This is a genomic window from Marinicrinis sediminis (assembly GCF_042685085.1).
In the GTDB taxonomy this organism is placed as follows: domain Bacteria; phylum Bacillota; class Bacilli; order Paenibacillales; family KCTC-33676; genus Marinicrinis; species Marinicrinis sediminis.
The window spans coordinates 1-19,911 of sequence record NZ_JBHUMM010000009.1 but is presented as its reverse complement, the minus strand read 5'-3'; the positions used below and the strand labels follow the sequence as shown (position 1 = coordinate 19,911).

The 19,911-nt window shown below is 49.4% G+C and carries 13 protein-coding genes; 3 read left to right on the top strand and 10 right to left on the bottom strand.

Features of this window, described 5'->3' with window-relative positions; genetic code table 11:
• The first annotated feature begins 236 nt into the window (after positions 1–236).
• Together ACFSUC_RS05615 and ACFSUC_RS05610 are read left to right on the top strand one after the other, a co-directional pair.
• On the top strand, positions 237–2,597 hold the full coding sequence (locus ACFSUC_RS05615) for a hybrid sensor histidine kinase/response regulator (RefSeq protein WP_379928510.1): 2,361 nt from the start codon (positions 237–239) through the stop codon (positions 2,595–2,597).
• A gap of 26 nt (positions 2,598–2,623) precedes the next feature.
• Complete coding sequence (locus ACFSUC_RS05610; RefSeq protein ID WP_379928509.1) at positions 2,624–3,370, top strand: LytR/AlgR family response regulator transcription factor; 747 nt, start codon at positions 2,624–2,626, stop codon at positions 3,368–3,370.
• 5 nt (positions 3,371–3,375) lie between these two features.
• On the opposite strand, the gene ACFSUC_RS05605 is transcribed toward ACFSUC_RS05610, so the two are convergent.
• From ACFSUC_RS05605 to ACFSUC_RS05560, 10 genes are all read right to left on the bottom strand, one after another.
• Positions 3,376–3,597 carry a DUF1450 domain-containing protein gene (locus tag ACFSUC_RS05605; RefSeq protein ID WP_379928508.1) on the bottom strand — a complete coding sequence of 74 codons (222 nt, stop codon included), beginning with the start codon at positions 3,595–3,597 and terminating at the stop codon, positions 3,376–3,378.
• A 106-nt stretch (positions 3,598–3,703) separates the two neighbouring features.
• On the bottom strand, positions 3,704–4,906 hold the full coding sequence (locus tag ACFSUC_RS05600; protein ID WP_379928507.1) for a M14 family metallopeptidase: 1,203 nt from the start codon (positions 4,904–4,906) through the stop codon (positions 3,704–3,706).
• 236 nt (positions 4,907–5,142) lie between these two features.
• On the bottom strand, positions 5,143–5,952 hold the full coding sequence (racE, locus tag ACFSUC_RS05595; RefSeq protein WP_379928506.1) for a glutamate racemase: 810 nt from the start codon (positions 5,950–5,952) through the stop codon (positions 5,143–5,145).
• 93 nt (positions 5,953–6,045) lie between these two features.
• The gene (locus tag ACFSUC_RS05590; protein ID WP_379928504.1) at positions 6,046–6,516 is read right to left on the bottom strand and encodes a disulfide oxidoreductase; all 471 of its coding nucleotides are present in this window, start codon (positions 6,514–6,516) and stop codon (positions 6,046–6,048) included.
• A 167-nt stretch (positions 6,517–6,683) separates the two neighbouring features.
• A complete protein-coding gene (locus ACFSUC_RS05585; RefSeq protein WP_379928503.1) occupies positions 6,684–9,146 on the bottom strand; it encodes a glycoside hydrolase family 31 protein in 2,463 nt (820 codons plus the stop codon).
• A 16-nt stretch (positions 9,147–9,162) separates the two neighbouring features.
• Positions 9,163–12,885, bottom strand: coding sequence for a TIM-barrel domain-containing protein (locus tag ACFSUC_RS05580; RefSeq protein ID WP_379928502.1), 3,723 nt, complete (start codon positions 12,883–12,885; stop codon positions 9,163–9,165).
• 213 nt (positions 12,886–13,098) lie between these two features.
• Positions 13,099–14,430, bottom strand: a complete 1,332-nt coding sequence (locus ACFSUC_RS05575) for an ABC transporter substrate-binding protein (protein WP_379928501.1) — start codon at positions 14,428–14,430, stop codon at positions 13,099–13,101.
• Positions 14,431–14,614: 184 nt separating this feature from the next.
• Complete coding sequence (locus ACFSUC_RS05570; RefSeq protein ID WP_379928499.1) at positions 14,615–15,442, bottom strand: carbohydrate ABC transporter permease; 828 nt, start codon at positions 15,440–15,442, stop codon at positions 14,615–14,617.
• Entirely contained in the window at positions 15,432–16,316 is an 885-nt protein-coding gene (locus ACFSUC_RS05565) for a carbohydrate ABC transporter permease (protein WP_379928498.1), read from the bottom strand. The genes ACFSUC_RS05570 and ACFSUC_RS05565 overlap by 11 nt, the downstream gene beginning before the upstream one ends.
• 79 nt (positions 16,317–16,395) lie before the next feature.
• Positions 16,396–17,421, bottom strand: coding sequence for a LacI family DNA-binding transcriptional regulator (locus tag ACFSUC_RS05560; RefSeq protein ID WP_379928497.1), 1,026 nt, complete (start codon positions 17,419–17,421; stop codon positions 16,396–16,398).
• Positions 17,422–18,112: 691 nt separating this feature from the next.
• On the opposite strand from ACFSUC_RS05560, the gene ACFSUC_RS05555 reads away from it, so the two are divergent.
• Positions 18,113–19,474 (top strand): hypothetical protein, encoded by a 1,362-nt coding sequence (locus tag ACFSUC_RS05555; RefSeq protein ID WP_379928496.1) that lies wholly within the window; start codon positions 18,113–18,115, stop codon positions 19,472–19,474.
• The last annotated feature ends 437 nt before the right edge of the window (positions 19,475–19,911 follow it).

The following is a 19,911-nucleotide window of genomic DNA, read 5'->3' as shown; positions in this document are numbered from 1 at the left end:
GCCAATAAATTCAATATAAGATAGTTCCAAGTACCTGTCGAATCGAAAAATGTCGATTCACGTTGGGAATTTGGGCTTGTACATACGCGTTTCAGGCTATTCAGACATGCCATGATGCCGTTGGAGCACGTCACAATTTCAATTTGGAAATAGGAATTTCCGCACATTTGTCGAATTGATTTGTAGTAAGCATGATTCTACTTCTGACAGCATGAACAAGGCAGGGAGGCGAGAAGATGGAAGTGCAAGAACAATGGGGCATCCATCATTACATGGAACTGTTCGATCAGAGTGAGGAAATCAATTATTTGCTGGATCGGCACGGGCATTTTTTATATGTGAATAAACGCGCAGAGAATATCTCTGGCTTCAAGGCCGATTCGATCATCGGCAAATCCTTCACCCAATTGATTACCGAACAGGCGCTCCCGCAAACGGTTGATTATTTTCAAAAAGCCGTCCAGGGCCTGCCCCAGCATTTTGAAACCCAGCTACGCCACAGGCAAGGTCACGAAGTCGATATCTCGGTCTCGGTCATTCCGGCCATTCGGGACGAACAGGTGGCATTTATTATCGGGATTACGAAGGACATTTCAGAACGCGTTTACTCCAGCAAACGACTCAAAATCAGTGAAGCACGCAATCAGGCTATACTCGATGCTGCACTCGACTGTATTGTCATCGTGGATGATGAAGGCAAAATTCTGGAATTTAACTCGGCAGGAGAGAAAATATTCGGTTACCGGAAAGACGAGGTACTCGGTACCTATATGAAAGATATGCTGCTCCCCCCTTATTTGCGAGAGCCCTATGTAAAAGCGATGGACGCCTACAAACAGACGGGAGCGCACGATATTCTGGGGAAACGGATGGAGGTTAATTTCATTCGATCCTCGGGCGAAGAATTTCCGGTGGAATTGGCTGTAACGGTTGTAATGGTAGAAGAAAAGCCGATATTCACCGCCTATATTCGCGATTTGACTGACAAGAAATTGGCCGAGACCCGCATTCGGGAAACCCAGGCGCAGTACCATTCCGTAGTCGATACGATCAAGGAAGTGATCTTCCAGACGGATGAGCAAGGCAGGTGGCTGTTTCTCAATCCGGCCTGGGAGGAGATTACGGGCTACACGATAGAGGAGAGTCTGGGGCAGATCTGTCTGCAATACGTACACCCGGATGATCGGGAGATGAACTTGAAACTGTTTGAGCCGATGCTGACCGGATTGAAAACGGAATGCCGGCATGAAATCCGGTACGTAACCAAAAAGGGCGGCTTTCGCTGGGTAGAGATATACGCGGCGCTAAATGTGGATGAACATGGCGCGATTAAGGGGACTTCCGGTACGCTGATGGATATTACGGAACGCAAAAAAATGGAGGCCTCCCTCATCCTGGCCAAGGAAGAAGCCGAAACGTCCAGCCGGGCTAAATCTGAATTTCTGTCCAGTATGAGCCATGAGCTTCGCACTCCGATGAATGCCATTTTGGGGTTTGCCCAGTTGCTGGAACTGTCAGATCTGTCTGCCTCCCAGCAGCAGGACATTGCCGAAATTATGAAAGCTGGCAATCATCTGCTTGATCTGATCAACGACGTGCTGGACTTGTCCAAGATCGAAGCGGGCAAAGTCTCGCTTTCCATGGAACCGGTGGAGGTAAAAGAACTGGTCATGGACTGTATCGCCCTTATTCAGTCGACCGCTGCCAAACGGAACGTCGAGCTGGTCCTCTCACCGGAAAAATGCCGGGACATCTATGTGTATGCGGATTATACCCGACTGAAGCAGACCTTGCTGAATATTCTGTCCAACGCCGTCAAGTACAATGTCGACGGAGGAAAGGTCTACTTACGATGCGGGACAACGGAGCAGGGGAGATTCAGATTCTGGATTGAGGATACCGGACAGGGCATGGCCGAAGATCAACTCAAGCAAATCTTCGAGCCCTTTTACCGCATCCACCCGAACTCCAATGTGGAGGGAACCGGGGTTGGACTCAGCATTGCCAAACGCATGATGCAGTTCATGGAAGGCGATATCGGGGTTTCCAGCCAGCTTCACAGCGGATCAACCTTCTGGATCGAACTAAATTATGCCCGGTCTCCTCTGCTGGAGCCAAGACCTGATCCCTATCGCCTGACGCTGACATACCAAGAGCCCAATCACGCACTCCAGCCCACCCTGCTGCCTTATACGGTGCTGTATATCGAGGACAACAAAGCAAATATGCTGCTGGTGCAGCGCATTTTCGAAGCCTATGCCCATGTCAGGCTCATCTGCGCACCGGAAGCCCTGATCGGCATCGAATTGGCCGAGATCGAGCAGCCTGATCTCATATTGATGGATATTCATCTGCCGGGGATGAGCGGTTTGCAGGCCATGCGAGTTCTGCAATCTCAGCCGTCCACCCAACATATTCCTGTCATCGCCGTCAGTGCGAATACGATGTCCAAATCGATCAAACAGGCCGAAGCCTATGGCTTCAAAGACTACATAACGAAACCCATCGATGTGCCTCAACTGCTGGAAGCGATCACGAGAATCCTGCACACGGATCAGACATGTCCAGCAGCGGACTCAGAAACATCAAGACTTTAACCTTGCGTATTGAGGGAGGATTACATATGGATGAAATGAAAGTCATCATTGCGGAGGATCACGAATCATCCAGGCACATTTTATGCAGATTGCTCGAGCCCATTCCATACCTTACACTGGCCGGTCAGGCTGAGGACGGGGAAGAACTGGTCCAGCTCGTGAAATTAAAGGACCCGCAGCTGGTCATTGTCGATATCAGCATGCCCAAGCTCAGTGGTCTGGAAGCAATCAAACAATGCGTGGAAATCGCGCCTCATTTGAAGGTGGTCTTCATTACCGCCCATGATGATTATGCCCTGCAGGCCTTTGATGTGTCTGCCGTTGACTATATTGTCAAGCCCTATCAAAAAGACCGCCTGTACCAGGCGGTCGAGAAATCCAGACAACTGTTGAATGTTCAGCAGGAGCCGCGTCAAGGACGGACGTCATCCCCACACTCGAAGACAAACCGACTCGTGTTCCGAAGCGGAACGACCACTCACTTTATCCCGGTTGCCGATCTGATTTTTGTGGAGAAGCATAATCGAAAATGCATCCTGCATACGATCAGCGGAATGTACGAGATCAATGATACATTGGGGGCCCTGACAAACAGGCTGGACAACCGATTTATCCAGTCCCATCGCTCATATCTGATCAATCTGGAATATATCTATACGATTCAATCAGCCGGGGATACGCATCTGGTCTATTTCCGCCAGTACGATCAGTCCGCCTATATTTCAAAAAGCAAGTTGAATGAAGTGCTGGACATGCTGGAGAATCAAGCCTGACGAACTTACTTGATATACTTTTTGGCTTTTTCCAGGGCCTCGTCCTCGGTCTTCCCCGTTACATATCGTCCGTTAATATAAATAAACGCATAGCGCGCGCACGGACCACAGTACGACTTGCAGCCAACCTTCACCTCGGCATCGGGGACGAGCTTGGCCAGTTTTTGTTGGGTAGTCTTCATAGACATATGCTTGCATTTATCGCAAATTCGAATATCATTCGCCATTCTGTATTCCTCTCTATTCTTGCAGATGTAAACTCTCACTATTGTATAGAAAGGAACGGGGAAAATCAATGCTGACGAACTGGCAGGTACCGACCAGTCGGCTTGCTCAAGGGCTCAGCCCTTCTACCATAAGGGGCAAGACCTGCTTGTATATGCGATTGAAGGCTTCAATGGGCAGCGGATTTTGTCCAAGACCCGCTTCGACGGTAAAGCCCGGCTTGCGGAAATCCTGAATGAACCAATCCTTGTAGCCCGCATCACTTCCCGTGAGCTTCACAGCGCGATATCCGCTCACGCTGGCAAACCGATCCGCCAGTTTCTCAGACTCCGGTGGCTCCAGATCACGGTAATTCCAATAAATCTCTTCCCCTTGTGTATGAAAGGCGATGGCCAGCGACAACGGCAGGTTGCGCGTCAGCAGGGCCACCGCAATCGCCTCGGGCTCGGTCAAGGGTGCGGTACCCACATAATCTCGGGGACCCGGACCTGCCGGGGATCGCCTTTTCTTCTCCTCTTCCCAGTTGGCCGGATACTGGTCATTGAGATCCACTCCCCGGATGTTGGCCTTCCAGCCACTGAAATCCAGGGAATTCTCATTCCAGGCCAGCAGTTGCTGATAATAAGGATGCTGCGGTGTGAGTCCGTCCTGAACGAGCTCGACGCCGTCCGGATTGACCATCGGCACGATCCACAGGCTGGTCTGATTGTAGAGCGCATTGGCTGAACGGCCGCCGATGGAGGTGCCGTTCTCCACGGCTTGTGCATAGTCTTCCAGAAATTTCATCAACAGGACCGTTGTGATCCATTCATTGGCATGGAAGGAGCCGTTGTAGTGAACGTGAACGGGACCTTGCCCGATCTTGATGAGCGGAAGCCGCTTCCCCATCACACTGGCTCCGATATCGGTCACTTCCAGGAAGGGATAGCGCTGCTTCAGCAGACGGATATCATTCATCATCTCCTGATAGCCATAGTCTGTCTGGGTGTCCACGATGCCGCTGCCAGCTCCAGGTGGAATCACGATAGTCTGTCCAATCTGAAGAGACTGAGGAAGAATGCCCGGGTTGGCTGCCAGCAGACGCTGCAATGAAACATTCATGCTCATCGCAATGCTGTAGAGGGTATCCCCCTGTTGAATCACATAGTATTGATTCATGCGACCCGGTATTTGGATCACCTGGCCGGGTACCAGGCGCGCTGGATTGCTCAGCTGCGGATTGATGGCAATGATCGACGGCATATTGACGCCAAATCTTCTTGAAAGCCGATACAGGGTATCGCCTTGTTTGACTACATAATTAAAGGACATGGTCTGCGTATCCCTCCTGATCGTATTCCTCTGCCATATATATGCGATGGTGAAATAAAAAAGCACCCAGGCAGGAAAATGCCTCGGTGCTTGTCATGATTCCGGGAGCATGCAGACGCTCCAGGGATCATGTAGACGCTCTAGGGATCATGTAGACGCTCTAGGGATCATGATGTCGATCTAGGAATCATGAAGTCGATCTGGGAATCGTGAATACGGTGAACGAAATCTCAGGGTTACATCATATTGGAGACAGGCCAGGTAACAGGCGTGACCTGCACGTCCTCATGAAGCCAGATTTGTACAATCTTGCGGAACATTTTCGGGTCTCCGCTGCAAAAAAACTGGTGCTGCGGCACTTCCAGCGACTGGGCCAGCAACTGCTTGTGGCTAAGGATGGTGCTAATTTCCCTGGCCGTCTCTTCCGCGGAGTTAATCAGTTCTACCTCCGGCCCCATCACTTTGGCAATGGTGGGCTGGAGAAATGGATAGTGCGTACAACCCAGCACCAGGCAATCGATCGGATACGTTTTCATGACAGAGAGGGTATCGGCCACAACCTCCGTCGCCTGTTCCGAATCAAAGAGTCCCTTCTCCACCAAGGGTACGAAGGCCGGACAAGCCAGGCTGTACACTTCGATTTGGGGAGACAAGGCATGCAAGGCCCGCTTGTAAGCACCGCTCTGAATGGTGCCTTCCGTTCCAATGATGCCTACCATCCCGGTCCGGGTATGTGTGATTGCAGAACGGGCACCAGGTTCAATGACACCGACGACTTCCACATCGACGGCAGCACGAATGTCATCGAGCGCAGCTGCGGTAGCTGTATTGCAGGCAATGACGATCATTTTCGGATTATACTGAAGCAAATAGTCTACAATTTGATGGGTAAAAGCGCGCACTTCATCAGCTGAGCGGGGTCCGTACGGCGTTCTTTCTGTATCACCGAAATACATGACTTTTTCTTTCGGCAGCTGACGCATAATCTCTCTCGCTACCGTCAGACCGCCTACTCCTGAATCTAAGATGGCTATCGGTCGATGCACGTACACCGCTTCCTTTACTAGTTATTCAAACGACTTTCCTTACCTACTTTATGACAAAGCAAGCGAAAAGGTACGTTCATTTGTCCACAGGGTTTATACTTGTCCGGTTTTTGCAGCCCGATAGGTCAGCAACAGGACAAGGGTGATGAGGGTAAATCCGATGAATGCCAAGAACGGGATGGTCACAAATCCGAAATAATTGACATAGGCTTCGTTGCACTTGATTAGACCGGCACAAGCTCCGGCACGTTCATGGAAAAAGGCTACCTTCTGCGTCAGGTAGTGATACATGGAAAAGCCCATTCCGAGCATGGATAATGGCAGGGTGTACATGATGACGCCCAAATCCTTCCGAACGGCTGCGATGGCGAACCACAACACTAGCGGGTACATGAGAATGCGCTGGTACCAGCAATATTCGCAAGGAATGAATTCACGCAACTCCGAATAATAAAGAGAGCCCAGTGTGGAGATGAGGGCCACCATAAACGCGAGATACAACCCGTTCTGTTTCATATATTCGTTCCACCGACTGGATGAAGGTCGGTCCGTTGATCCGTTCATTTCTCATACCTCCTGTATGTACCCGTTCAGCGTATCGCTTAAACGCAAACCAGTCCGTGCCCGTCTTGGCCGGAGTGACTGACTCTATTATGCCGGATATTGCAAGAAAAAGAAATGAAAAAAATCCCCTTCCATTGCCCGTATCAGGCAGGAAAGGGATGCGTGTTTCAATCACCGGAAGGTCTGGGACAGGAATGACCTGACAGGAAGGAGGGGAAGTGAATGTTGATTTCAAATTCGATGCGGGAAGTCTCTACGATCACTTCATGCCGCTCCTGGTCATACCGCCAGCTATCTCCCTGTTGCTCAAGCCCTTCAACGGATTGTGGCGTTCTTGGCAAATGTCTGACTGTCAGCTTCCATTTCTTGACCGATGCCGCATCCTCGCACGTATGGGTACGAGAGACGCTGAATGAAAGGCGATCTTCTGTCTGGACCCGCTTCAGCTCAAACATCTGACTGGCTCCTGACTCATAATCGTAGGTCTGCCGGTCATCCTCATAATACGATGTCGCGCTCTCTCCCGTCCCGTTCGCATACAGCTGGATATGAATCGTATCCCATTGCTGGTATTGCGTGCTTGACGCAAGCTCGGCTTCGGTCCAAATCGCGCCGCCCCGGATATAGATGGGCATCGTATCGAGTGGCGCGGTCGCCAAATGATACTGTCCCCCCTCCAGTTCTTCACCCGTCCAGTAATCCACCCAGCTGCCCTGCGGCAAATAGACGGCTCGTCGCGTCGTATTGGGACGATAGATTGGAGCGATCATCACCTGGCTGCCCACCATCATCTGATCGGACAGTCCATAGGTCTCTGCATCCTGCGGAAATTCCAGCAGGAGCGGACGCAAAATCGGCCAACCCGTGCGGGAAGCTTCATGGAACAGCGAGTACAGGTGAGGAAGCCAGCGATAACGCAGCTCAATGTACTGCTTGCAGATCGCTTCGATCTCCTCTCCGAACTGCCATGGCTCCTGATAGCGAGTCCCATCGAGACTGTGATTGCGGCAATAAGGCGAGAAGGTACCCAGCTGTGTCCAGCGCGCAACCAGTTCGCCAGACGCATGATGGGCAAAGCCCCCGATATCCGTGCCGCAAAACGGGATGCCGGACAGGCCGAGATTGAGGGTCATCGGCATGACCATCGCCAAGTGCTCCCAATAGCTGCGGTTATCGCCTGTCCAGACAGCGGCATAACGCTGAATGCCGGCATACCCTGCCCGCGTCAGCACGAAGGCCCGCTCTCCTTCCAGCAGTTCCCGTAACCCGAGAAAGGTCGCCCGTGACATCAGCAGTCCGTACAGGTTGTGAATTTCTTCGTGCGTGCTGTATCGGCCATCATGCTCATGGATCACATCGAGATCCATCGTTTTACTGTCCACATTGAATATACTGGGCTCGTTCATGTCATTCCAGATGCCGGATATGCCCATGTCCGTGTAATATTGATGCTGGCGCCCCCACCACCGGGCGGCCTCTTCCTTCGTAAAATCGGCAAAGGCGCTCTCCCCCGGCCATACTTCGCCCGTATAAAGGTCACCTTCCAGCTTCTTGCAGAAATAATCGTGCTGAATCCCTTCCCGGTAGACGGAATAGGATGCATCCTTTTTCACGCCTGGATCAACAATCGGCACGACACGAAAGCCCATTTCCACAAGCTCTGTCATCATCTGCTGCGGATCGGGAAACTGTTCCTTGTCGAAGGTAAATACCCTGTACCCATCCATGTAATGAATATCCAGATAAATGACATCGCACGGGATCTGCTTTTCACGAAAGGTACGCGCGATGGTCATGACTTCTTCCTGGCTCTTGTAACTGTAACGAGACTGATGATAGCCGAGCGCCCACAGGGGTGGCATGCTGATCCGTCCTGTCAGCGCCGTATAATGGGTCAGCACCTGCTTCAATTCCTCGTCTGCAATCAGGTACATATCCAGCTTTCCGGTCGAAATCTGAATTTCATACGCGTCTGGCCGATTCCGCAAATCATAGTCGCATTTGCCCGGATTATCGAGAAAACAGCCATAGCTCTGCCCCTGATCAAAATGGACGAGGAACGGTATGGATTGATACAGAGACGGCGTTTCCGGTACATGGGGATCGAACACATCGGAGTTCCACATTGTGTACTGTTCGCCCCGCTTGTTCAAATCCCCCGTCGTTTCCCCCAAGCCGTACAGCTGGGCAGTCGGTGACAGCTCCCCGATACATCGGGTGCCCGTCCGATCCCATTCCAGCTGATGAGCGCCTGTCACCGGCTCTCCATCCGATCGCAAGAGCTGAAAGGACAGCTCAGCACGTGAGACCCGCACGGTGTGCTTCGCTCCGCTCACCCACAGCTCTGTTTCGGTCTCTGTAACGTCCATTACCGGAACTGCCTGTTCCAAGTCCAGCACAGCTACGGTAGCAGACCAGTCAGGCTGCTCCTGCTCAAACAGCTGCACCCGAATGATCTCCTCACTCACAAAGCGAATCGCCAGGTTGGCATGATCCCCGTAGAGCAAAGCGATACCTTGCTCGGGGTCAAAGGTCCATGACTGAAGACGTCCAGGTGTTCTTGCTGGCTTCATGTCCATTTGGGATTTGGGTCCAATGTTGTCGGGATGTATGGTTTCACTTGTCTGCATGGTGTGTCTCTCCTCATCAGGACTTCAGACGAATCTGCAATGACGCTGCTGCACGATCCAGTCTGACGATCCAGTTGTGATGTTGTCTCATCCAGCAGCCGACTGCCAGATCTTCGCTACCGTGAACCATGCGAGCACGCTCGCCATCGATGAAGATCGTCTCCACCTTGTCCAACCCTCTGAAGATGAGGGTAACCGGATGATCGACCGCCAGCCTGCATGTCAAATCGACATGACCTTCGTGCCTGGTTGCCGTGAATGCCGCCTGTTTGCCCAAATCATCCTCGAATGTTTCCTGCAGATGATCTGTGATATACAACATGAAACAAAGCTGCTCGTATTGATCCACGCGGTTGCCGACATGGGAAGCCAGCTGAAGACTGTCATCCAGATTGAGAGCCAGCATGCTGTTCTCCCGCATATAGACCGGAATCTCATCCAGATCTGCTGTTACAGTCTGCCAGGCTTTTCCGTCTCGCACCTCGTGCTCGCCCAGCAGAGATATCCATGATCCGGCAGGGAAATAGACGGATCTCGTAAATTGTCCTTCCTCCACCACAGGGGCTACGAGCAGATGATCGCCAAACATATACTGATCCTCCAGCATCATGCCGCGCGGATCATCCGGAAAACTCACAAACATCGCCCGCATCATCGGCAGACCGGTCCGACTGCTCTTGATGGCCTGATCATAGATATACGGAAGGATGTTCATCCGCATATCCGCATATTGTTTGTACAATCCGATCACTTCGGGCTTGCCTGTCCGCTCGGCAATATTCCAAGGAGTGCGATCCTGGTTGAATTCCCCTTTTGTCTCCGCATGGTATTGCATCACCGGACAAAATGCCGCCATCTGGGTAGAGCGTACGAAGAGCTCCGCCGTCGGAATATCGCCATGAAAGCCACCGAGATCCCAGCCCCAATAAGGGATGCCTGACATGCTGCATGAGAGCCCGGCCCGAATCGAAGCCCGGAAGGCCTCATAGGTCGAGCGCTCATCACCCGCCCAGTGCATCGGGAACTTCTGCGCCCCGCTGTAACCTGCCCGGCTGAAGGTAATGCCGTCTCCGCCCGTTTGCTCCTGAACGAATTCATAGTAGCTGCCGATGTAATCCAATGGATAGCGGTTGCGCAATTCAGCACCAGTGCTGCCATCAGCAAACATCAGATCATCGCCGAAAATACATTCTCCGCCGTCTGTCTTGAATCCGTCGAAGCCAATCTCTTCCGTTAAATAACGCCGTTTCCGGAACCACCATTCCTTCGCCTGCGGATGGCTGAAGTCGATCACCAGACAGTCCTTGAACCAGTTGTATGGAATTCGGTACGGCTGACCATCTGCCATTCGGACATAATAGCCGTTATCCAGCATGGCCTGCTCATCCGCATCCCGTTGTCCGTGGGCAATGCCATACATGTATTTCTGAATCGGAATCTGCCACAGCAGCACTTTCAGTCCATTGGCATGAAGATCGTCCACCATCTGCTTCGGATTCGGCCATCTCCCCCACTCCGGGAACGTGAAGTCCTCATACGTGAGTGCCTCATTTCCGTCCTTCACCTCGTACTGGGCATCGTTGAATATATAGAAGGTAGCCTCATCACTCCACTGCTCGAGTACAAGTACCGTAGAGGGAATCTGATACTGATTCGTCAGGGCGACCTGTTTCTCTACTTCCTGCTGACTGTCCCAGTTGTTGCTGGACATCCAGGGGCCGAACGCCCATTTCGGCGGCAACACGGGCTTGCCGGACACGTTCGCGTACTGCTCCATGATTTGCAGCGGCTGACCGAGAAACAGATTCATATCAGCAATCGGTCGCTGATTGCCCTGCGCCAGGTTCACTTCCACCTCCAGCAAATCTCCGATCCGGGAGCCAAAGCGAAACTTCGTATAATGCATCGTATCGACATACAGGCCATATCCAGCCGAGCTAAGGTAGAACGGATTCGGGATGTAGGTTTTCAAACCCTGGCTGCGATACTCGTTGTACACATAGTTATCCAGCTCCAATCCTCGGTATTCGATGCGGGAAAAACGCTCCCCCATGCCAAATACACGCTCATCAGATTGCAGGTGAAGCCTTACACGCAGCTTGCTCATATGGCCTCTTCCATCCGTCAATACTTCCAGGAAAGAGCCGTTCATCTCCGTGTAGCTTGATACGACAGGCTGCCCCTGCCGCTCAATCTGATACGTCCACCCCGATGCCGCCCGTTCAATTCGGACTGCGTATTCCCCGATCATCCATGACAGTCCCGTTGCCTCTTCCGGCATATGCGCTGTCTGCTGACCGGGTGCCGGCTCGTCGAACGCAATCTGCATACGCACGGAAGCATCTGTACCTGTACCCGTGTGACAGGTCAACACCGGTGACCCCGCATTATCAGATTGGCTGGATGCCGTGTTACCGAACGGCGCAGGTAGCGGTGCAAAATGAATCTTCGCTGCGTCTCCATCGCGGTAGATGGCGGTTACGTCTTCCAGCGGCAGCCATTTCGAGATCTCACACGCATACCATTTGGAAGTGACCTGCTCACCGTCGTCCTCCACCCGGAAACGGTACTGAACCTGATCGCCCCATGCGAAACGGCCCAGAAAAGCTTCCCAATACTGCTCGCCATCGGGCGTGGCCTCCAGCGTCATCGAGATCGCAGGACCCTCCTGTTCATTCACTTTGTATTCTACAAGTACCTGCTGGCTGGCAGAAACCGGTTCTGTCTGCATGCGGATGCGTACCAAATCTGAAGCGAGAGGCTGTCTCGGATACCGCTCATATGGAAAGGTCAGGTACGGATCATCCTTGCCTGTAGGTTCATGCAGAATTTTCACTGCTGACTCGGATGATGCCGCCTGTTCCGCCGCCCTTTCTTCCAGCACAAGTTGAGCCATGGCTTTTAAAATACTGGCAAGATGACCGGGCTTCAGCTGTCCACTCGCTTGATTCAAGTGCGGGTCAACATACAACGGTTCACGCGTGGTGGCGGGATCGATCTCCGGCAATCTTCCCTGCTCATCGGCAAGCTGGTCCAATTGAGCCAGCAGACGCTTGCCTTTGCTCAGCTCTCCTTTTTCAATGTAGTACCAGGCCAGCAAGCCGGACAAAGCCGTATGCTCACAACCGCCAAAATACGTATCGTCATGTGCAAAGCGGACGCCCTTGTGAACGAGTTCTTCTTGTACCACCATCAAGGCTTCAATGAGAATGCGATCTTCGATGCCCAGCATGCCAAACGGAACGGCGGCCAGCACGATATCGCCATAAATATCGGTGGAGCCCAGCTTGCTGACGACCCGACCTTCCTTGATGAATCGGGCAAATACACATTCCCGGATGGCTTTCAGCCCTTGTTGGATCTCCTCTGTCATCACGTAAGGCTGCATGGACAGCAGCGCCCCATAGTGGATGGCAAAATGACTCAAATAGATCGCGGGTTCCCTGACTCCAAGCCAATGAGCTTCCGGTTGCTGCCACGCTGACAACACCCGCTGAATGGCGGACTGCGTCCATGTTGACATTTCTTCCAGCAATTCCTTGTCTCCTGATGCTTTCATATATTCTCCCAGCACCCACAGCCAATAGCTGGTGTCGAGTGCAGAGGGCTGCGTTTGTACATATTCAGCCTGTTCGGTTGTCAGGAAAGCTTTTACTTCTCCCGCAGCCCCTCTTCGTATCTGATAAACGGCCCAAAACGCAGCATCCCGCGTCGTGAGCTGATTGATTTCTCCCCACATTCCGAATCCCTCCCGCTATACATTCCAGGCTCTTATTGCCTGATGGTCTCTTGCTTACCTACTTCTGACCACCATGGCCTGTAATAAAGGTGGGATGCGGGTTTCACTCCCCCGACATCCCACTCGATGGCACTGCCTGTTCAGATGATCATCATAGATTCCTTCTTAGATTTCTTCTTAGATTTCTTTATAGATACATTCCTATGTTTCGGCTTATTCACTCAACAATTCTTCTACTCGCTTCTGTGCATTGTCCAACGCTTCCTGAACGTCTGCTGCACCCAATCTCGCTTTGTCCAGCTCTTCTCCGACCGCACCGGTCAGCTCTCCCCATTGCTCAGCGAGTGGTCCAACTGGTGGCAGGACCAGACTGTCCAGTGCATCTGTGACGACCTTTTTGGAAGCTGGCGGGGTCTGGGCATAGAAGGCTTCCAGTACCTTTTCATCTGCGACTGCTGGCACACTCCAGCCTTTCTCAATACGCTGGTCTACCACATACGGGTCAGAGGACATGAATTTGATGAATGCCCATGCCGCTTCTGCATGATCCGTTTGTTTGGATACGACCAGGCCGTCCGCGAAGAAGTGATGCGCCTTTTGGCTGCTGCCAGGCTCCAGTGCAATATCCCAGTTCAGATCCGCATCTGCAAAACGTCCAAAGTTCCAGATCCCTCCGCGCAGCATGGCCAGCTTGCCATCTCTGAAGGCATTCAAATCGGCATCCGCCTGATTGAAGGTGTCACTGTTCAGCGGTGGAGAGACTTCATATTTGGATGCCTTGTCGATCATCCATTGCAGGGCTTCAACATTTTCCTTGCTGTTCACGACAGGCTCGTTGTTGTCATTCCAGATCCCGCCGCCATTTTGGGCAATGGTCTTGTAGAACTCCCAGAACTGAATCGGCGCATAGGTGCCCCAGATTCCGTCTTCAGGATGGGTCAATTTCTGAGCGGCTTCCAGCTCATCTTCCCATGTCCAGTCGGCTGTCGGATACTCGACTCCATATTGATCGAACAGATCTTTGTTGTAGAAAAGTACGACATTGGAGAAATTTTGCACGACGCCGTACTGCTTGCCATTGTAGTTGAATGCGTCATACGCCAGCTGCTTGTAAATGGATGGATCAAATTCGCTGTCTGCGGCAATAACCGGTGACAGATCTGCAAGTACATCCTTGGCTGCATAAGAAACAAAGTTCTCATAGCCTACCTCGAATACGTCCGGTGCATCCCCGCCAGCAATGCCGACATTGAGCTTGGTGTAATAGTTTCCATAGTCAACGACCTCATGGTTTACCTTGATGTCCGGATGCGTTTCCTCGAACTTGGCGATCATCGCCTCAAGGGTATCTTCCTGAGATCCGCTAGCGGTGTACTGCATAAAATTGATCGTAACCGGATCTTTCTTCTCACCTTCGACATTCGTGTTCGTATTGGAGGCATCATTTCCCGACTGGTTCGATGCATCGTTACCGTTATTAGAGCCGCAAGCTGCGACAAAGATCAAGCTGATTACCATCAAAAACAAGGCCAATTTTTTCGTCATATCTGAACACTCCCCTTAGTCAATATGATGTGGACCACCCTCATGGTTTCCGTTGTTACCGTGTTACCATCGTTAAGTGTTACCGTTGTTTCCTAGTGCCCATGTTCAACCTGTTACTAGCTTGCCCATCTGAATGCTTCGCCTGGCTGCGCGCCCCCTTTCCTCAAAGTCTGTGCGCTTAGGGTTACTTGATTCCACTCATGGTCATGCCTCGAATGAAGAATCGCTGTGCAAACAAAAACACGATGAAGATCGGAACAAAGCTGATCACATTACCAGCCATCAGAATATTCCACTCTGTCGCCCATCTTCCCTGGAGTTTGCTCAGCCCGACCGGCAGGGTCATCAGCTCAGAAGATTGCGTAATAATGAGCGGCCAGAGGAAGTTGTTCCAGGAACTCATGAAGGAAAAGATCATGAGGGTCGCCAGCGCCGGCTTGCATAATGGCAACATAATGGTAGCGAATACGCGGTAATAGGAGGCGCCATCAATATATGCTGCTTCCAGCAAGGCATCCGGTACCGTAATCATCTGCTGTCTGAGCAGAAACACGCCATAGGCACTGAAGATGCCTGGCAGGATCAAGCCCGCATACGTATCGTACAGATTCAGTTCTCTGAAAATGATGAACAGCGGAGTCAGGGTTACCTGCATCGGAATCATGAGTGTAATGAGATATACAAAGAACAGCACTTCTCTGCCTTTGAAGCGAAGCTTGGCAAACACGAAGGCTGCCATGGCACAGACGAGAAGCTGCAAGACCGTCGTGATCACCGCAACGACGACACTGTTCAGTAAAAAGCGGTAAATCGGAAAGTACGTCTGAATTTCTGTAAAGTTCTCAAATCGGAGCGTTTCCGGGATGAGATTAGGCGGCATCTTCACAACTTCCAGATTGTCCTTGAGTGAACCGGAGAGCATCCAGACAAACGGGAAGATAAAGGTGACGGCTGCCGCAAGCAGGATCACGTGCGTCATGACGTCTGCGATGCGTTTCTTTTTACCTGTCATAGACGACCCACCTTTTCTGCATTTGGTATTGCAGGAATGTCACAGCAAAGATGATGATGAACAACGCCCAAGACTGCGCAGAGGCAAAGCCCATTTTGTAATTCACAAAGGCATTTTTATATACTTGCTCCACGAGGGTGCTCGTACTGCCCGCCGGACCGCCATCGGTCATGATCATCACCTGATCAAACAGCTGGAAGGAATTGATCATCGAAATCGTGACGACGAAGAACAGCACGGGTGTAAGCAAGGGCAAGGTAATCTTGAAAAACTGAGTCCATCCGCTCGCCCCATCCATCTCAGCAGCTTCATAATAGTCTTCCGAGATTTCCTGAAGTCCCGCTAACAAGATGATGGTGACAAACCCAAGGTCCTTCCAGACACTGACTCCAATAATGGATGGCATCGCCCACGTAAAGCTCTGAAGCCAGACCGGACCCTCAATCCCGATTTGCGAGAGCAGGTAGTTGAGCATGCCGCTCTCTCCGTTCAAGATCCATTTCCATACGATGGATACCGCCACCCAGGACGTGATGACCGGGATAAAGATAGAGGCCCGATAAAATTTCATGCCCGCCACCTTCCGGTTAAGCAGAACCGCAAAGCATAGTCCGAGAATGAGCACCGCCGGGATGTATCCGGCAATAAATTTGAAAACGTTGATGAGTGAGGTCAAGGACTTGTCGTTGGCGAACAATTCCTTGTAGTTGTCGAGCCCGACGAAGGAGGCCTCCGTCAATAAGTCCCAGTCGGTAAAGCTGATGTACAGTGAAGCCAGCATCGGTCCGAGCTGGAACAAAAACAGTCCAATCAGACTGGGAAGCAAAAAGACGAATATGGCGATTCGCCGGGCCCATCTGTTGTTCTGCACCATGTGCAACCATCCTTTCTGCATGATCTGTTGCTGTCATTGTTGCTGCAAGTTTGCATGGTTATTGCCTGATACCCTGCCGCTATGGGATGACCTTCACGGAGTCCCGCTTGATCAGCTCAATCGGCAGCACGATATTGGACTGCTTCGATTCCCTCTTACCTTCGATCGCTTCAATCAACAGCTGTGCCGCCATGACGCCGCGGCTGGATATATGCTGACCGATGGTCGTGAGATGGGGGATAAAGGTCTTGGCGTAGGAAATGTCATCAAAGCCAATGATGGAGATGTCATCCGGAACACGCTTGCCGAATTCATTCAAGCCGTTAATGACCCCAATGGCGACCATGTCGCTCGTTGCACAGACCGCCGTAATATGAGGATGATCCTGGGCAATCAGTCTTCCCGCTTCGACACCGTATTCATACGAAACCGAGCCTTCGAAAACGTTGTCGGGATTGTAGAAAATGTTGGCCTCCCTCAGGGCCTGTCTGTAGCCGGCGTAACGCTTCTCGATAACGCCTCCCTTACGGATCGCACCGGTCACGAGCGCAATATTGGTGTGACCGCTTTCAAGAAGATGCTCTGTGGCCATTTTCCCGCCATGTTCATCATCGATGCCCAAAGTGGTAAAATAGGCATCCTCGATATAGCTGTCTACGAGTACAATCGGGATGTCCACTTTCTTCAGTTCCTCGTAAAAGCCTTCCTGATAAATACCCATGATGATGGCCCCGTCCAGGTTGCGTTGCATCGACACATCCAGATACCCCTTGTCCTTGTCCACACCGGAGAGGATCAGGTGGTAATTCTTCAACCTCAGCTGAGATTCAATGCCGCATACGAGATCACTGTAAAACGGATTCTCCAGCAGCAGCTGTGCCTGATCTTCGGTCTGTGGGATCACGACACCAATCAGATTGGATCTGTTGCTGGCCAGACTGCGGGCTGAATAATCCGGGATGTAATTCAGCTCTGCCATCGCCTGCTGGATCTTCAGCAATGTCGTCTCAGAGACCTTGCCTTCCTTTCCGTTGAGCACATAGGAAACGGCTGCGGTCGAGACGCCGGCCTTCAGTGCCACATCTTTCATCGTAATTCGTTTCATTCCTTCACCTTCTATTAAGTTAATCGCTTAACTAAATAATAACCGATAATAATCAAATTATCAACGTTTTTTTGAATGTAAGCGTTATATTTTTGGTTATTTGAGTTAACCGTTTAATTTTACTGGCCGCTTGGAGAAATTTATTTCGCAATCATAGCGATTTGGTGCATCAAAATGATCTTTGCCAACGTTATATGAATACCGGGGCTCGTTGCCAATATAAATAATTAATTGACATCGATGTACATGGTGATGGATTTGACGATATATGTGGATTGAAATGTGGGGTTATTTCGTGGGAGATGAATTGAAGTGATTCAGAGGTCACATTCATTGACAGAAAGGAGAATGATTATTCGTGTACGAAATGTCAATATCAAACTGGCAATGGGTTTAGCTTTACCCTCATACTGGTTTCAGATCATGATGTTACACGCTTTACTGGACAGGAGCGTTAATGGGTGACTAATGGTAATAGGGATAATAGAGAGATGCTCGTGAATTTATTTCCGAGGATGGTACCAAACCAAAAAGAAAAAAAAGTTCAAATTAGTTTTTTTTTCTAATAGGTGCAAGATGTTCTTGTGTGTTTTTTAATATCATGGTATTATTCCTAATATATTGTAAATGAAGCATTGGCCAAATTCCTTACAATCATATCAAATCACAAATCATGTTCAGGAGGAATCACATGAAACGTACATTCGTATATTTAATAATTCTTCTCCTTGTGTTTGTAACTTCTGTATCAGCAAAATCAAACCAACTAGATTCCAATAGTGAAGAAGTTACTAAAAACTCCGATGCTTTTAGGAATGCTGTTCAATTTAGAAAACTTCATGGCTTCGAGATCTCAGATGAGTACATTATGAAATCATTACAAGAAGATATTAATACACCTGCAGAAGAACTCTTTGGTTTCCCTATTACGGATGAAGAAAGAATGATTTTAGAAAAAAGACAAAAAGTTGAAGATGCCATTCCACTGTTAACTAAAAAAATAAATCATAATACTTCGCTAAAGCTCTCTGGAATGTATTACTCATCTGAGGAAGGTAAAATTATTGTTAGCGTAAAAAACAAAAAGAAACACGATGAATTAATCATTAATAATTTAGTAGAATCACTAAAAGATGAAATCACAGTGGTAAATACTAATTTTTCTGAAAGTGAATTAACAGAAGCTTTCAATGTCCTTCTAGATCATTTCACCTTAAAAGGGACTTTAGTTTACATGGATGTAAAGACAAATAAAGTCGTCATTCAGGGTGAAATTGACGATAAACAAAAAATAAAAATAAAATCGATGTTGCAACCTGGCATTATTGATTTTGTAGAAGAATTCTCTTTTCATGATCAATCAACTCCTAACGATAAGCAAAATAGTAGTCAATCAAAAATATGGTTAGGTTCAAAGATTGTTAGAGATAACACCGGGAATAAATGTTCTACAGGTCTGTATGGTCAAATTCCCAATGTATCAAGTCCTGGCACCTATTTAACTGTGTTGGTAACGGCAGGCCACTGTGATTCAGTTGGTTCAACTAATGCTTGGTATCATCCTACAATGAGTAGTTCCAATCTGATTGGATATTGGAAGTATCGTACAAGCGGGAATACAACTGCTGACGCTGGGTATATATCATTAACTAATTCAAACATTGCAACTGCCAGAGCGTGTTGTGATGGTACTGGGAAATTGATATCTAGTGTTCATAATGGATCAGAATCTGCTGGACAAATTGTATATACGATTGGTGCTGGCAGTAATACTACGATAAGCGGTAAAATCACTCACACAAATGCTGTGCTTAATCAAAATAGCAATGGATTTAATAGTATTAGTGGGTTAACTGTAACTGATGCTTCTACATCCAGTGGTGACAGCGGAGCTGCAGTATACAGTATTACTTATGCAGGTGGAACAGATTATCCATATTTAAGAGGTGTTCATAAAGGTATAGTTGGATCTGGTGGATATGGACAAATATACTCTTATATTCAAAATGTTAAAAGCACATTAGGACTTACATCGATTAGAACTACTAATTAATGTTTATAATATGTAAAAAATAATAAGATGAAATTTATCAATAATTTTTAATGAAAAGTCTAGTCTCGAAATATAAAGAGACTAGACTTTTTTATTTCTTTCAAGAATAAGGAAATGTTACATATTAGACATGTATGGTTTTGACCTCAGGTATGATTATATGTATACCTCAATGAATGTATTTAGTATGCTTGGTGAATATACGAATCTCCTTCTCATTTTATTTGTATATGATTGAGATGTTTTCATGGATAATCTGTTGGTTGAATATATCTTGATTATTGGATAACCAAATCTCAAGTTCCTTTTGAGTCTGTCAATAATTTTGTGTAAACTCATTTATAAGGAATCTCCCATAAGGGAGATTGACCTGATGATTCAGGGTAAATGCTGACCAATACGCTCTGGATAGAAAACGGATAGCTGGAGAAGGATTT